This is a genomic window from Tropicibacter oceani, from assembly GCF_029958925.1.
Lineage (GTDB): Bacteria > Pseudomonadota > Alphaproteobacteria > Rhodobacterales > Rhodobacteraceae > Pacificoceanicola > Pacificoceanicola oceani.
Genome location: NZ_CP124616.1, coordinates 730,701 through 742,956 on the forward strand (window position 1 = coordinate 730,701; position 12,256 = coordinate 742,956).

At 63.0% G+C, this 12,256-nt stretch carries 14 protein-coding genes; 9 read left to right on the forward strand and 5 right to left on the reverse strand.

The features are described 5' to 3' along the window. Positions 1 to 18: 18 nt before the first annotated feature. Genes grxC through QF118_RS03470 form a run of 3 tightly spaced genes read left to right on the forward strand, consistent with a single transcriptional unit; the run spans position 19 to position 1,540 of the window. Entirely contained in the window at positions 19 to 276 is a 258-nt protein-coding gene (grxC, locus tag QF118_RS03460; protein ID WP_282301257.1) for a glutaredoxin 3, read from the forward strand. Beyond that, positions 276 to 1,109 carry a carbon-nitrogen hydrolase family protein gene (locus QF118_RS03465; RefSeq protein WP_282301258.1) on the forward strand — a complete coding sequence of 278 codons (834 nt, stop codon included), beginning with the start codon at positions 276 to 278 and terminating at the stop codon, positions 1,107 to 1,109. Before grxC ends, QF118_RS03465 begins: the two co-directional genes overlap by 1 nt. Beyond that, a complete protein-coding gene (locus tag QF118_RS03470; protein ID WP_282301259.1) occupies positions 1,106 to 1,540 on the forward strand; it encodes a MarR family winged helix-turn-helix transcriptional regulator in 435 nt (144 codons plus the stop codon). Before QF118_RS03465 ends, QF118_RS03470 begins: the two co-directional genes overlap by 4 nt. On the opposite strand, the gene idi is transcribed toward QF118_RS03470, so the two are convergent. After that, positions 1,537 to 2,058 carry an isopentenyl-diphosphate Delta-isomerase gene (idi, locus tag QF118_RS03475; protein ID WP_282302394.1) on the reverse strand — a complete coding sequence of 174 codons (522 nt, stop codon included), beginning with the start codon at positions 2,056 to 2,058 and terminating at the stop codon, positions 1,537 to 1,539. The genes QF118_RS03470 and idi overlap by 4 nt on opposite strands. 182 nt (positions 2,059 to 2,240) lie before the next feature. Here idi and QF118_RS03480 point away from each other — a divergent pair, with 182 nt between their 5' ends. Further along, complete coding sequence (locus tag QF118_RS03480) at positions 2,241 to 2,675, forward strand: c-type cytochrome (protein WP_282301260.1); 435 nt, start codon at positions 2,241 to 2,243, stop codon at positions 2,673 to 2,675. Between the two features lie 73 nt (positions 2,676 to 2,748). Here the strand turns inward: QF118_RS03480 and QF118_RS03485 are convergent, their stop codons facing one another. Next, positions 2,749 to 3,846: a polysaccharide biosynthesis/export family protein gene (locus QF118_RS03485; RefSeq protein ID WP_282301261.1), complete on the reverse strand. Its 1,098-nt coding sequence runs from the start codon at positions 3,844 to 3,846 to the stop codon at positions 2,749 to 2,751. 302 nt (positions 3,847 to 4,148) lie between these two features. On the opposite strand from QF118_RS03485, the gene QF118_RS03490 reads away from it, so the two are divergent. Together QF118_RS03490 and QF118_RS03495 are read left to right on the forward strand one after the other, a co-directional pair. Next, positions 4,149 to 4,823, forward strand: coding sequence for an NAD-dependent epimerase/dehydratase family protein (locus tag QF118_RS03490; RefSeq protein WP_282301262.1), 675 nt, complete (start codon positions 4,149 to 4,151; stop codon positions 4,821 to 4,823). Further along, positions 4,820 to 5,431: a sugar transferase gene (locus QF118_RS03495; protein ID WP_282301263.1), complete on the forward strand. Its 612-nt coding sequence runs from the start codon at positions 4,820 to 4,822 to the stop codon at positions 5,429 to 5,431. Before QF118_RS03490 ends, QF118_RS03495 begins: the two co-directional genes overlap by 4 nt. 36 nt (positions 5,432 to 5,467) lie before the next feature. Here the strand turns inward: QF118_RS03495 and QF118_RS03500 are convergent, their stop codons facing one another. The 3 genes from QF118_RS03500 to QF118_RS03510 are packed head-to-tail and all read right to left on the reverse strand — an operon-like array spanning position 5,468 to position 8,597. Next, the gene (locus QF118_RS03500) at positions 5,468 to 6,139 is read right to left on the reverse strand and encodes a YjbF family lipoprotein (RefSeq protein WP_282301264.1); all 672 of its coding nucleotides are present in this window, start codon (positions 6,137 to 6,139) and stop codon (positions 5,468 to 5,470) included. Between the two features lie 2 nt (positions 6,140 to 6,141). After that, positions 6,142 to 8,304 carry a YjbH domain-containing protein gene (locus QF118_RS03505; RefSeq protein WP_282301265.1) on the reverse strand — a complete coding sequence of 721 codons (2,163 nt, stop codon included), beginning with the start codon at positions 8,302 to 8,304 and terminating at the stop codon, positions 6,142 to 6,144. Continuing rightward, positions 8,280 to 8,597: a hypothetical protein gene (locus tag QF118_RS03510; RefSeq protein WP_282302520.1), complete on the reverse strand. Its 318-nt coding sequence runs from the start codon at positions 8,595 to 8,597 to the stop codon at positions 8,280 to 8,282. Before QF118_RS03510 ends, QF118_RS03505 begins: the two co-directional genes overlap by 25 nt. On the opposite strand from QF118_RS03510, the gene QF118_RS03515 reads away from it, so the two are divergent. The 3 genes from QF118_RS03515 to flgK all read left to right on the forward strand — a co-directional run bounded on the left by QF118_RS03515 (position 8,529) and on the right by flgK (position 12,253). After that, entirely contained in the window at positions 8,529 to 9,371 is an 843-nt protein-coding gene (locus QF118_RS03515) for a flagellar motor protein MotB (RefSeq protein ID WP_282301266.1), read from the forward strand. The two genes, QF118_RS03510 and QF118_RS03515, sit on opposite strands and share 69 nt — an antisense overlap. A 98-nt stretch (positions 9,372 to 9,469) precedes the next feature. Further along, on the forward strand, positions 9,470 to 10,771 hold the full coding sequence (locus tag QF118_RS03520) for a flagellar hook protein FlgE (protein ID WP_282301267.1): 1,302 nt from the start codon (positions 9,470 to 9,472) through the stop codon (positions 10,769 to 10,771). 33 nt (positions 10,772 to 10,804) lie between these two features. Next, positions 10,805 to 12,253 carry a flagellar hook-associated protein FlgK gene (gene flgK, locus QF118_RS03525; RefSeq protein WP_282301268.1) on the forward strand — a complete coding sequence of 483 codons (1,449 nt, stop codon included), beginning with the start codon at positions 10,805 to 10,807 and terminating at the stop codon, positions 12,251 to 12,253. Positions 12,254 to 12,256: the final 3 nt, after the last annotated feature.

Here is a 12,256-nt window from a genome sequence, read left to right on the forward strand (position 1 = left end):
ACAATCCGGAACCGCGCCATGAAACCTGTCGAAATCTACACCTCGCCGCTTTGCGGTTTTTGCCATGCGGCCAAACGGCTGCTGACCCAGAAAGGCGTCGCCTTTTCCGAAGTCGACGTTCTGAAGGAACCCGGCCGCCGGTCCGAGATGATGGACCGCGCGCATGGTCGCCACACCGTTCCGCAGATCTTCATCGGTGACACCCATGTGGGCGGCTGCGACGATCTTTACGACTTGGAGCGGGCGGGCAAGCTGGACGCGCTGCTGGCCAGCTGATGCGGGTCGCGCTGCTGCAAACCTGTTCGTCGGACGATCCGTCGGCCAACCTTGCCATGGTGCAGGGCATGCTGCGCGACGCGTCCGGGCAGGGGGCGCAGATGGCGCTGATGCCCGAGGTGGTCAACTGCGTGTCAATGGACCGCGCGCATCAGGCTGATGTGCTGCGATCCGAGGGCGAAGATCCTTTCCTTGCCGGCGTGCAGGCCGAGGCACGCGCCCTGGGGTTGTGGGTGCTGATCGGATCGCTGGCGCAAAGGGCCGAACCGCCCGAAACGCGGTTCGTGAACCGGTCTTTCGTGATCGACGATCAGGGGCATATCGCGGCGCGCTATGACAAGATGCACATGTTCGACGTGCAGGTCACCGAAACCGAGACCTATCGCGAATCCAGCGGTTATGCGCCCGGCGCGCGGGCTGTGCTGGCGCAGACCCCCTGGGCGATGCTGGGGCTGAGCGTGTGTTATGACATCCGCTTTGCCTATCTGTATCGCGCCCTTGCGAAGGCCGGTGCGGACATCCTGACGGTGCCTGCCGCCTTTTCGCCCGGTACCGGCCCGGCCCATTGGCAGCCCTTGTTGCAGGCTCGGGCGATCGAAACCGGGTGTTTCGTCCTTGCACCCGCGCAGACCGGTACCCATGCCGCGCGCAGCGGCCGCGCGCGATCGACCCATGGTCACAGCATGATCGTGTCGCCCTGGGGCGAGGTGCTGCTGGATGCCGGGACAAGCCCGGGGGTTTTCGTCGCTGACCTGGATCTGAACCAGGTGCAGGAGGCGCGGCGCAAGGTGCCCTCGCTGACTCATGACCGCGTTTTCGAGGGTCCGGAATGAGCGACGCAAGCAACCTGGCGATTTCCCTGGTAAGCGAGCTTTTGACAGCCGATCAATTGCTGCGTTCGCGGTTGTCCAAGATTTTGCCAAACCGCATGGAGATTTCGCATTTTTCGGTGCTCAATCACCTGGCCCGGGGCGGCGAACGGACCCCGGCGCAACTGGCCCGGGCCTTTCACCTGACGCGCGGGGCGATGACAAACACGCTGGGGAAACTGGAAATGGCGGGGCATGTCCACATCCGCCCTGACTGGGACGATGCCCGCCGCAAGCTGGTGTCGATCTCGCCTGCGGGCAAGGCGGCGCGGGATGCGGCGCTGGCGGCAATCACGCCGCTGATCACGGAAATGGTCGGAGAGCTGGGCGATGATCGCGTGCGCGCGGCCTTGCCGGTCCTGCGCGAGTTGCGCGTCAGGTTGGAAGAGGGTTAGCCCCTGCCAAAGATGCTGGCTGCGTGGTCCTGAAGGTAGATGCGCAGCCAGGGGGTAAAGGCCTGCGGGTCTGCGGCAACCTCGGCGCGCAGGGCGTCCAGGTCGATCCAGCGGGTCTGCATCACCTCGTCCGGGTTGGGCGCAAGCGGCATGTCGGCGGGCGCCTCGGCCAGAAAGATGTCGACGACCTCGTGTTCGATCATGCCGCCGCCGACATCGGCGCGGTATTCGACCTGCTGACGGAAAACCGGGTTTGTCCCGGTGATCCCCAGTTCCTGTTGCAGGCGCCGCCGGGCACAGGTTTCCGGGGCTTCGTCCCAATGCGGATGCGTGCAGCAGGTGTTCGCCCACAGCCCGGGGGTGTGGTACTTGCCCAGTGCGCGGCGCTGGATCAGGGTTTGCCCGTCCCGAACGACAAAGACCGACACGGCCTTGTGGCGCAGCCCGTCCAGATGCGCCCGAAGCTTGTCGACCGGCACCAAGGTGCCGTTGATCCAGGCGGGGATCATCGTATGCATGTCCGGTGTGGTTTCGGTGTTTTCTGGCATTGCGGTGTCCTGTCGCATCACGGCTGGCAGGTCAAGCGCGGCATATTGAGCCATATAACGCTAACACCCCCGGTAACGAAACCGAAGCGCTTGTTGACTCTGTGGGCATTGCATTAGGTACTGAACCAGATACCTGTAACGGGAGACTACGAATGAAATTCAAGATCATCACCGCCATCGCCGCCATGACCATGGCCACCGGCGCCTTTGCCGAAAGCCACGGCGCGTCGGGCGATGCCGAAGCGGGCGAAAAGGCCTTTGGCAAGTGCAAGTCCTGCCACATGATCCAGGACGCCGAAGGCACCGATATCGTCAAGGGCGGCAAGACCGGCCCGAACCTGTACGGCATCGTCGGCCGCACCGCGGGCACCTACGAAGGCTTCAATTATGGCGCCGATCTGGTGGCCGCTGGCGAAGCTGGCCTTGTCTGGGACGAAGCGCAATTTGCCGCCTATGTCCAGGACCCCAAGAAATTCCTGTCCGACTACCTTGGCTCGGCTGCACGGTCGAAAATGTCCTTCCGTCTGAAGGATGGTGGCGAAGACATCTATGCCTATCTGGCATCGGTTGGCCCGGCTGCTGAATAAGCCATCGGCCACAGGCTGAAACGACAAAGGCGCGCCGCTGGGCGCGCCTTTTTTCATGGGTCGGCAAGCCGGATCAGTTGGCCAGCGCGGTCGCCCGTGCCGTCAGTCCAAAGACCGACCCCACCAGCCCAAAGACAGTCTGGACCGCATTGACCGGGGATTCCGTGGCCAGAACGGTGTCATCGGGGTTGATCATGAACTTGCGTGCGGCAAACAGGCCGTCGGCGCTGGTCAGATCAAGGGCAAAGACCACTTGCTGATGGGTCGGACCGTTTCCGCCCGGCGACAGGTGTTCGGCCTTGTATTCCCGCAGCACCAGAACGCCCTTTGGATCGGCGCGGGTGTCAGACAGGCCGCCCATCAGGGACAGGGCCTCGATCGCGCTGATATCGTCCTTGGGGAAATAGATCAGGTTTTCCTGACCCGATGCACCAAGGGCGGTAAAGGCGCGTTCATCCGCCTCGACCACGACGGTGTCGCGCGGGTACAACAAGGCGTTCTTTGAGCCATCGGCAAACAGTTCGTCCGCCGAGATTTCATAGGTGTCAGAGCCGCGGATCAGCCGCACCTGCGGGTTGCGCAGGCCACTGGGAATGCCGCCTGCATCCGACAAGACGTTGAGGATCTTGTAATTGCGCGAGGTCATGGGATAGGCGCCGGGCTTGGACACGCCGCCGACCACGTCAACCGAACTGTCGCGCCCCTGTTGCAGGCTGACCTGCACCTGCGCGGACGGTACGATCGGTTCCAGGCGGCTTTGGATCTTGGACCGAGCGCCCGAGGCCGTCAGACCGCGAATTCCGACCTTGTTGACATAAGGCAGGAAGATCGAGCCGTTGTCGTCGACCTCGACCCCTTTGATTTCGGTAAAGCGCTGGCCGGGGTTGGTGATCAGCGAATTTTCCTGGCTGTCCCAGATGGTGACATCGACCCGGTCCCCGGTGCGGATCACCGAAGAGGACGCGCCGTTCGAGGCGTTGGGCCAGTGGAAATGACCATGCCAGCCCGAAGCGGGCCATTGCGCCAATCCGGGGATGTTGGCGCGGGTGACCTGGACCACCTGGAAGGTCGGGGTTTCGGAATTCTGTTCCGCCAGCACTTCGGATTGAAGCGCGGCGCCGCGCGGCAGGCTGCAGGCTGACAGGGCCAGCAGCGCAGCGATCAGCGTCAAAAACTTGTGTCTTGCCTTCACGTCGTCCCCCGACATCACCGTCCGGTTTTTTAGTTTCTAACCGGTTGCGACGTTGATAGATAGTCTGACGCCGGATTGGAAGAAGAATGAGAAAAACCGTGGCCCCCAGGACCCCCGCTTTCAGCGTTATTTTGTTGGGCGCCAGCGGGTTGCTGGGTCGGATGGTGCGGGCGGTCTGGCACGAATCCGCCGGCCAAGATTTTGATATAAAGCCTGTTTTCAGGCAGGCGCCGAATGATGCCGACGCCTTGTGCTGGGCCCCCGGCCAGGATGCCGCCAATTTGCCACAGGTTGACGCGATTGTTGCGCTTTGGGGCGTCAAGCCGGGGCCCGGGGCCGATCTGGACCAGAACGCCGCGCTGGGCCTTGCCGCGATGGAGCTGGGCCGCGCTCTGGGCGCCAAAAAGGTGCTGCATGCCTCAAGCGCGGCGGTCTATCAGCCCGGGCCCGTGCCCTTGCACGAAGAGGCCAGCTTGATCCCGCCCAGCGGCTATGGCGCGGCCAAGGTGGCGATGGAGGCCAAGATTGCCCGTTGGCAGGCCGACAACCCCGGAGGACCGGACAGCGTGCTGATGCGGATCGGCAATGTCGCCGGGGCGGACAGCCTGTTTGCGAACCTTGGGCGGGGGGCGCGCATTCGGCTGGACAGGTTTCCGGACGGCACCGCGCCAAGGCGCAGCTATATCGCGCCGCAGGATCTGGCCGCCGCGATCCTGGCGTTGGTGGGCAGTGATCTGACCGGGCCGGTGAATGTCTGCGCGCCGATGGCAACGGGAATGGACCAGATCGCGCTGGCCGCCGGCGCCGAAATCGACTGGGTGCCCGCGCCGGACTCGGCCTTGCCGGTGGTGCAACTGGACTGCAGCCGCCTGCAATCGATCCATGAATTCCCGCAAGACAGCGCCAAGGCCGCCTATCTGGTCAATGCCGCCCGCGCCACCGGGGTCTGGCCATGACCCCCTTTCGCCGCCTGATCGACATTCTCAGCGCCTTTGTCCTGGGCACCGTGCTGATGCCGCTGATCCTGTGGGTCACGGTTCTGCTGCTGGTCAAGGAGGGGCGCCCGATCCTTTACAAGGCCGAGCGGATGAAAACCGCGGACAAGGGCTTCTTGCTTTGGAAATTCCGCACCATGCGCCCCGATGCCGGTGACCGGGGCGTGTCGGGTGGGGACAAGTCGGACCGCATCACCAAGACCGGGGCCATGCTGCGGCGTAAACGTCTGGACGAGCTGCCGCAGCTGTTCAACCTGCTGCGCGGCGATGTCAGTCTGGTCGGGCCGCGCCCGCCGCTGCGCCGCTATGTCGAGATGTACCCGTCAATCTATCGCGAAGTGTTGAAATCACGGCCGGGGATCACCGGGCTTGCCAGCGTCGTGTTCCACAAGCACGAAGAACGACTTTTGGCGCAATGCAGGACCGCGCAGGAAACCGAGCAGGTCTATTGCCGCCGCTGCATCCCGCGCAAGGCCCAGATCGACAGGCTGTACGAACCCCGGCGCAACATCTGCACCGATTTCCGGGTGATGTTCGCGACGGTGTTTCGTGGGGTCGACCCGCACTAGGCGGGCCTTTCCCGGATCAGCAAGCGTTGCGGCCGATCAGCGGCGCAGCGCCTGGTTGCCGACATAGCCGATCGGAAAGCCGATCCACTGCCGCCCCGTGATGATCGAACCGGCGTTGTCGACGATATAGGTGTTGGTGAATTTCACCCCTTCGCCCCGGCACAGCGCGGTCATGATGATGCCGCTGCCGTTGATTTCGCCCGCGGTGACGGGCTGGCGGGCGCCGGGGGTCACGTCGCAGGTATAGGTCCTGGTCTCGGTCACGTCTTCGGGCGTCAGGAAACGCTGCTGATAAGAGGCCGAGCCAGCCTGACGCGATTGCACCAGCCGCAGCAGCGCGTCTTCCTCGACGCTCATCAGATCGCCGCCAAAGCCGCGTGTGGCGGTGATCATCCCGCTGCGCAGGACGATGCCGCGACGGTCCGGGCTGCCATAGCTTTGATAGGGGCCGTTGCGCTCGATCTCGAGCATCATGAACTGCGCCTTGCGGGATTCGAAGTGAAAGAATTCTACCGGCGCCGGGGTTGCGGCCAGCAGGCTGGTCATCTGGTCTTCGGTCACGCCGCCGGTGGCTTCGCCATCGGATTTTTTCAGGAAGGTCGAGGGCAGCGCCTTGACCGCCTCGACGACCGGGTTCTTTTCGGTGCCACAGGCGGACAGGGTCAGACCCAGCGCAAGGGCAAGGCCCAGCCGAAACGGATTGGTCATTTTCATCGCCAGAACCTTCCCCAGGAGTTGACCACATCGGGTTCGTGATAGTCGCGCACCTGGTCGTACAGGCGACCGCGCACCGACAGCCTTGCGCCGCCATCGCGGGTCAGGGATTGCAGGGTGAACGAATCGTTCTTGCGCGTCGGGGTTCCGATGAAGGATGCGATGGGGATCGTGAACCGCAGGCCCTTGTCGAACGACCCTTCGCCAAAGTCCTCGAACGAGGCGTTGGTCTTGGTCGCATAGGCACCGATCCGCCAGCCATTGGCGAATTCGCGGTCCAGCGCGATGGTCGCGCCATAGTCGCCCGCCAGATAGCGGCCCACGTCCAGCTGGCCGTGGAAGCCGTTGCCAAAGCTGTAGTAGGCCGACAGATGGCCGTTCAGATTGGGAATGTCGCGCTTGATCCCGGTTACCGGGTCGGTGGTGGTCATACTTTGCAGGCCGAACAACTGGTCATAGTCGCGGCGCATCACGTAGTTCAGCTCGGCGCCCAGCGCGAAGCGGCTGTTCACCGGTTTCCACAGGACTTCGCCCGAGGCCCCGGCATACATCGATTCCAGATAGCCCAGAGTCAGGCGGCTATAGAGGTTGCGGCCGGGCCGTCCGTACATGGCAACCTGAAGGTATTTGATCGCGGGATCGCCCTGCGTGGCGTATTGCGCCCGGTCGGTACGCACGCGCGGCAGGTTGGATTTGTCGACGCGGATCTTGTCGCCGCTGTTGTTGCCCAGTTCCTTGGTGACGGCCCCGGACAGGATGATGTTCGGCGCGACCTGCCAGTCGGCATTGGCGCGCAGCCCGACCTCAAGCCCAAGGGGGTTGTCGGGATCAAAAAGCGAAATCGCGGCGTAGGGGCCGAATGCCCAGCTGAACTTGGGGTACAGCCCGGGGTCCAGCTCGGGTAGGCGGCCATAGGCATCGACGATCGAAGTGCGGGCCAGCATCTGCTCGGCGCCTTCGTGTTCCAGGCGTTCCAGATCGGACCGCCGCATCACCACGGCGGACATGGCCATGCCGCTTTCGACCGGGACGATGACGAATTCCTCGACCGAGGCGGGCAGGGTGCGGCTCATGGCGCGGGCGGTGCGGCCAATGGCCTGCGACGGCGCGCCATAGCGCGGGTTGACCAGGCGGACGGTGGCGCGGTTCGCTTCCAGCGTCAGGCCTTCGACATGCAGGCCGTCCTTGGCGGCCAGTGCGCGCAGTTCCTGGTTGGCCGAGTCGATGACGGCGGTGTTGCCGATCCAGCCAAGATCGCTGGCGGACCCTGCGGGGCGCACCTTGACCGGAAACGAGGCCTGCTCGATCCCGCCGCCCACACCGAAGGTCTTGGGGTTCATCACCAGGGTGAACTGGGCGCCGACCTCGTTGCCATTGAAGTGGTACAGCGACAATTGCGACCCACTGCGGAACCGGTAGTCGATGCCGAAGTTCCAGGGGCTGTCCTTGGACATGTTCCCGCGGGCGGTTTCGATGTTGTAGTTGTCCGAGGAATATTCGAGCGAGAAGTTCCAGTTGGCGTTGGGCGCATAGCTCAGGCCGCCAAATCCGGCGACAGGACCGCGGAACCAGCGGTCATAGGTCGGCACGCCGCCGCGCCCCAGCACCACGTTCGGCCGCGTCCCGGTCGTGCCGAAGGAATTGTAGCTGCCCAGCCGGCCCCAGCCCAGACCACCGGTCAGCTTCAGCCCCGGCGCCACGGACTTGGTCGCAACAAGGTATTCGCCGCCATACAGCCCGGTGCCGATCAGATCCTGAAAGCCGACCACGACCGAAGGCATGATGTCGCCTTCCTTGAGCAGCTGATAGCGCAGGTCAAAGCTGCGGTCGTAGAAGACACCGTTGACACTGTCGGGGTGGCGAAAGCTGCCGATGCCGGAATAGCGGAATGTACCGGACAGCCGCGGCGTGATCTGGAACGAGATCGTCGTGCGGCGGGTGTCCCCGATCTGCGCCATGGTCGCGGCGATGGTCGCATCCGGATCGACTTCGCCGGTGGGCATGTCGACAAGGCCAGGCACACCGAAAAGGTTGTGGCTGGGAACAAAGGGGGCATCCTGCGCCATGGCGGCCGACCCCGCCAGGCCCGACGCCATCACGAGCCCAAGCCCGTTCAGTCGAGCCCTGTGCCGCGTCACAGCAGAGAAAATGTCCGGCATGCCCTGCCCCTTTCAAAAGGTCCTTTTGATACGTCCGTGCTAGTCATTTTCGGCGCATCTGTCCATTGATGGCGCTGACGTCCCGGCAGTTTGTGGGAAAATCGGCACGCCGTTGCCTTGGGCAAAACGGGCCTGTCACGCATTAACGGAACATTTTTAATCGTTAAGTCGCTGGTAAACCCCGCCAGAGTATACCGGTCCTCGGTGAGAAAAAAGGTGGTGAGATGGGTGGCGACAGCAATGTTGCGCCAGTCATTATCAAACGCAAGAAAGTCGTGGGTGGCGATGGCCACCACGGGGGTGCATGGAAGGTGGCGTATGCCGACTTCGTGACCGCCATGATGGCTTTCTTCCTGTTGATGTGGCTGTTGAACGCGACAACCGAAAAACAACGCAAGGGGATCGCGGACTATTTCAGTCCGACGGTGGCCATGGCCCGGGTTTCGGGCGGTGGGAATGGCCCTCTGGGGGGCGAATCCGTCTTTGCGGAAAACGTGCTTCCACGCATGGGGACAGGCTCGACCAGTCTGCGCCCGACGGCGGACAACCGGGAAAAGGGCAGCTTTTCCCAGGGGGACGATGCAGATCAGGACGCCCAGAACGAGGTTTTCGAGCAAGCCGAAGACATGTTGATGGGGCGTGGCGGTGAAAGCATGGTGGCCGATGAGCTGATGAAGCACATCTATACCGAGGTCACCGACGAAGGCCTGATCGTCGAATTCTTTGAAACCGAAGAGGCACCCCTGTTCACGGGCGAGGCCGAGCCGACGCAGTTGATGCGGGACTTGGCGATCGTTCTGGGCCGGGCGGCGCAGATCGTGACCAACCCCCTGGCAATCGAAGGTCACACGGCGGCCTATCCTGTTGTTCTTGCGCGCAATCCGTCGTGGGATGTATCCGCAATGCGGGCCGCGGCCTTTCGGGAACTGCTGTTTGACGGCGCGTTGCCACAGGCCCGCGTGCAACGGGTGACGTCCCATGCCGACCGCGAACCGCGCCAGGAAAACCGGATGGATGCACGCAACAACCGGATCGAGGTGGTCTTTCTGAGAAAGGGAAAAGAATAGTGGAAGATTGGATTGAATTTTAGCTGTTAGCGTCGCGTTAAACCAACGTCCTTATCTGTTGTCCTCGGAATAGTACCGAGACAGCAGAAAGGCGTGTCATGACGATCTCTTCTTCCCTCAATGCCGGTGTGGCGGGCCTCGCGGCGAATGCGACGCGGCTTGGGACCATCTCTGATAACATCGCGAACTCGGCCACCAATGGCTACAAGCGTGTGGAAACCGATTTCCAGTCCATGGTGATCGGGTCCACGGGCGGTACTTACACGGCGGGCGGCGTGCGAACGACGACGCAGCGCCTGATCGACGAATCCGGCGCCCTTGTGGCGACGACCAATGCCACGGATCTTGCGGTGCGCGGACGCGGGTTCCTTCCCGTCGCCCAGGCGACCGAGGTTCTGGCCGGCAATGGCGATCCGCAGATGTTCCTGACGACGACCGGATCGTTCCGGGTGGATGCCGATGGCTATCTGCGGACCGAGTCGGGCCTTATGCTGCTTGGCTGGCCGGCCAATGCGGATGGGTCGATCCCGACCAATGCGCGTGATACCTCGGCTTCGCTGGAACCGGTACAGATTGCCCTGAACCAATACCTGAGCGAGCCGACGACCGCGGTGACGCTGGGGGTAAACCTGCCTGCGACCGAAACCTATTCGGGCGCATCGGGGGACGACCTGACCCTTCCGGTCGAATACTTCGACAACTTCGGGCGGTCGGAAAACCTGACGGTGACCTTCACGCCGACGGTTCCGGCCACCGGGGCGTCGAACGAATGGACGGTCGTGATCGCCGATTCGGCCAGCGCGACCAACCCGATCGGCGAATACACGGTCACCTTCAACGACACCCAGGCCGACGGCGGGACGCTGGGCACCGTGACCGACGTTTCGGGCGGCGCCTACAACGCGACGACGGGGTCGTTCATCGTGAACGTCGCGGGTGGCCCGATCGAAATCACCATCGGCACACCCGGATCGAACGGCGGCCTGACCCAGCGTTCGGATTCCTTTGCGCCGCTGAACATCGCCAAAGACGGGTCGCCCGCGGGCAACATGACCTCGGTCGAGATTGACGAAAACGGCTTTGTCTATGCCTTCTTCGATACCGGGATCACTCAGACGATCTATCAGGTACCGATGGTCGACGTGCCGAACCCGAACGGAATGGTGGCGCTGGACAACCAGCTTTACATGCCATCGCCCGAAAGCGGCAGCTTCTTCCTTTGGGATGCCGGTGACGGACCGACGGGCGATATCGTGTCCTACGCCCGCGAGGAAAGCACCACCGACGTGGCAAGCGAGCTGACCGACATGATCCAGACCCAGCGCGCCTATTCATCGAACGCGAAGGTCATCCAGACCGTCGACGAGATGCTTCAGGAAACCACGAACATCAAGCGCTGACGGGGTTCCGTCAGCTTTTAAGGGGGCTGCGATATGTCACTAACGGGTGCACTTTACAATGCGTTCAGCGGCCTCAAGGCCAATTCCCGCGCTGCGGCTTTGGTGTCGACGAACATCTCGAACGCGACAACCGAAAGCTATGGGCGCCGGGAATTGGCGCTGTCTGCCGGCGTCGCCGGAACCCACGGGGGCGTCACGATCAAGGGCGTGATCCGCCACTCCGATCCGGTCCTGACGGCAGACCGCCGCCTGTCCGATGCCAACATGGGTGCGGCCGGCGACATGTACACCTTTGCCCGCCGGATGGAGGATCTTGTCGGCGAAAGCGGCACCTCTGGTTCGTTGACGGATCGGGTGACCTCGCTTGAAAACGCTCTGATCAACGCGGCATCGAACCCTGCCGCGACCCAGAGGCTGGAAAACATCGCCACCACGGCGAATGATCTGGCAAAGTCACTGAACAAACTGTCCGACGAGGTGCAGCTTGCGCGGCAAGGGGCGGATGCCACCATCGCCCGCCACGTGACGTCGCTGAACGAAGCGGTGGTCCGCCTGGACGAAATCAACGACGACGTGGTCAAGGCGAACAGTACGGGCGGCGATGTTTCGACCCTGCTGGACGAACGGCAAAGGCTGATCGACGGGATTTCCGAGATCGTGCCGCTGCGCGTGGTTGCCCGAGAGCGCGGTGAAATCGCCCTGTTTACCCAAGGCGGCGCCGTGCTGCTGGATGGACGCCCGGTCGAGGTCGGCTTTGAGCAGACCCCGTCAATTGGCGCGGGGATGAGCCTGTCTGGCGGTCAGTTGAACGGGCTGACCCTGGCCGGGCTGCCGGTCAACTCGACCGAGTCGGGGATGTTTGCCGGCGGGCGTCTGGGCGCGCAGTTCGAACTGCGCGACGTCGCGACCGTCGAACGTCAGGCACAGCTGGACGGGATCGCCCGCGATCTGATCGACCGTCTGGGCCCCGGCGGGCCGGACTCGACCCTTGGCGCTTTGGATCCCGGGTTGTTCACTGATGCCGGCATTGCCTTTGATCCCTTGAACGAAAACGGGATCGCAGGCCGCATCGAAATCAATGCCCTTGTCGCACCGGGCAGCGGTCAATCCTGGAAGCTGCGCGATGGCCTTGGTGCCGCCACGCAGGGTGAAGTTGGCGATGCCTCGCTTCTTGTTGCGATTTCCGCCGCGCTCGAGGCGCAGGCCCTGCCGGGATCGGCCGCTTTGGACGCGGTGCCCAGCAGCTTTATCAACCAGGTGGCCAACTTTGGGTCTGACGTCGTCGGAACTCGTGTGCGCGCCGAAAACGAACAGACCTTCGCGATTTCGCAAAACACGGGGCTCAAGGAAATCGAGCTTTCGAAAGGGGTCGATACCGACTTCGAGCTGCAAATGCTGATGCAGATTGAACAGCTTTACACGGCCAACGCCAAGGTGATGTCGACAGTTGACCAGCTGCTTGAACGCCTGATGAGCATCTGAGGA

Bases quoted from the DNA above. Each gene is read 5' to 3' on its own strand.
- grxC (WP_282301257.1), top strand. From the start codon at position 19: ATGAAACCTGTCGAAATCTACACCTCGCCGCTTTGCGGTTTTTGCCAT.
- QF118_RS03465 (WP_282301258.1), top strand. From the start codon at position 276: ATGCGGGTCGCGCTGCTGCAAACCTGTTCGTCGGACGATCCGTCGGCC.
- QF118_RS03470 (WP_282301259.1), top strand. From the start codon at position 1,106: ATGAGCGACGCAAGCAACCTGGCGATTTCCCTGGTAAGCGAGCTTTTG.
- idi (WP_282302394.1), bottom strand. From the start codon at position 2,058: ATGCATACGATGATCCCCGCCTGGATCAACGGCACCTTGGTGCCGGTC.
- QF118_RS03480 (WP_282301260.1), top strand. From the start codon at position 2,241: ATGAAATTCAAGATCATCACCGCCATCGCCGCCATGACCATGGCCACC.
- QF118_RS03495 (WP_282301263.1), top strand. From the start codon at position 4,820: ATGACCCCCTTTCGCCGCCTGATCGACATTCTCAGCGCCTTTGTCCTG.
- QF118_RS03500 (WP_282301264.1), bottom strand. From the start codon at position 6,139: ATGACCAATCCGTTTCGGCTGGGCCTTGCCCTTGCGCTGGGTCTGACC.
- QF118_RS03505 (WP_282301265.1), bottom strand. From the start codon at position 8,304: ATGCCGGACATTTTCTCTGCTGTGACGCGGCACAGGGCTCGACTGAAC.
- QF118_RS03515 (WP_282301266.1), top strand. From the start codon at position 8,529: ATGGGTGGCGACAGCAATGTTGCGCCAGTCATTATCAAACGCAAGAAA.
- QF118_RS03520 (WP_282301267.1), top strand. From the start codon at position 9,470: ATGACGATCTCTTCTTCCCTCAATGCCGGTGTGGCGGGCCTCGCGGCG.
- flgK (WP_282301268.1), top strand. From the start codon at position 10,805: ATGTCACTAACGGGTGCACTTTACAATGCGTTCAGCGGCCTCAAGGCC.